This is a genomic window from Gilvimarinus sp. 1_MG-2023 (genome assembly GCF_030548285.1).
This window is the reverse complement of sequence record NZ_JAUOSC010001574.1, coordinates 1-241: the sequence shown is the minus strand read 5'-3', so window position 1 is coordinate 241 and position 241 is coordinate 1. Positions and strand designations below refer to the sequence as shown.

General features: G+C 52.3%; 1 pseudogene. It reads right to left on the bottom strand.

Annotation, left to right across the window (positions count from 1 at the left end):
- Positions 1-241, bottom strand: a pseudogene (locus tag Q4563_RS22100) (hypothetical protein); the annotation flags it as partial.

Below are 241 nucleotides of genomic sequence, written 5' to 3'. Positions count from 1 at the left end.
CCAGAAGACAAGGTAACCCGCAAGCCATCGGTTGTATCCACCGTTATCGCCTCACCGGGCAAATGCAATGACTCCAGCATCGCATCAAGATTATTGGCCCAATTGGCAATTAATGCCTTACTGCTAGTGGTTGGTACATCCTTGATGCGATCGCTGGCGGTAAAGCGCTCGGGTAATTCAGCCAACAACGCACTGACTGGTTTGCCCTGCAATGCACTACCGGCCAGCAACATCAGTGCAG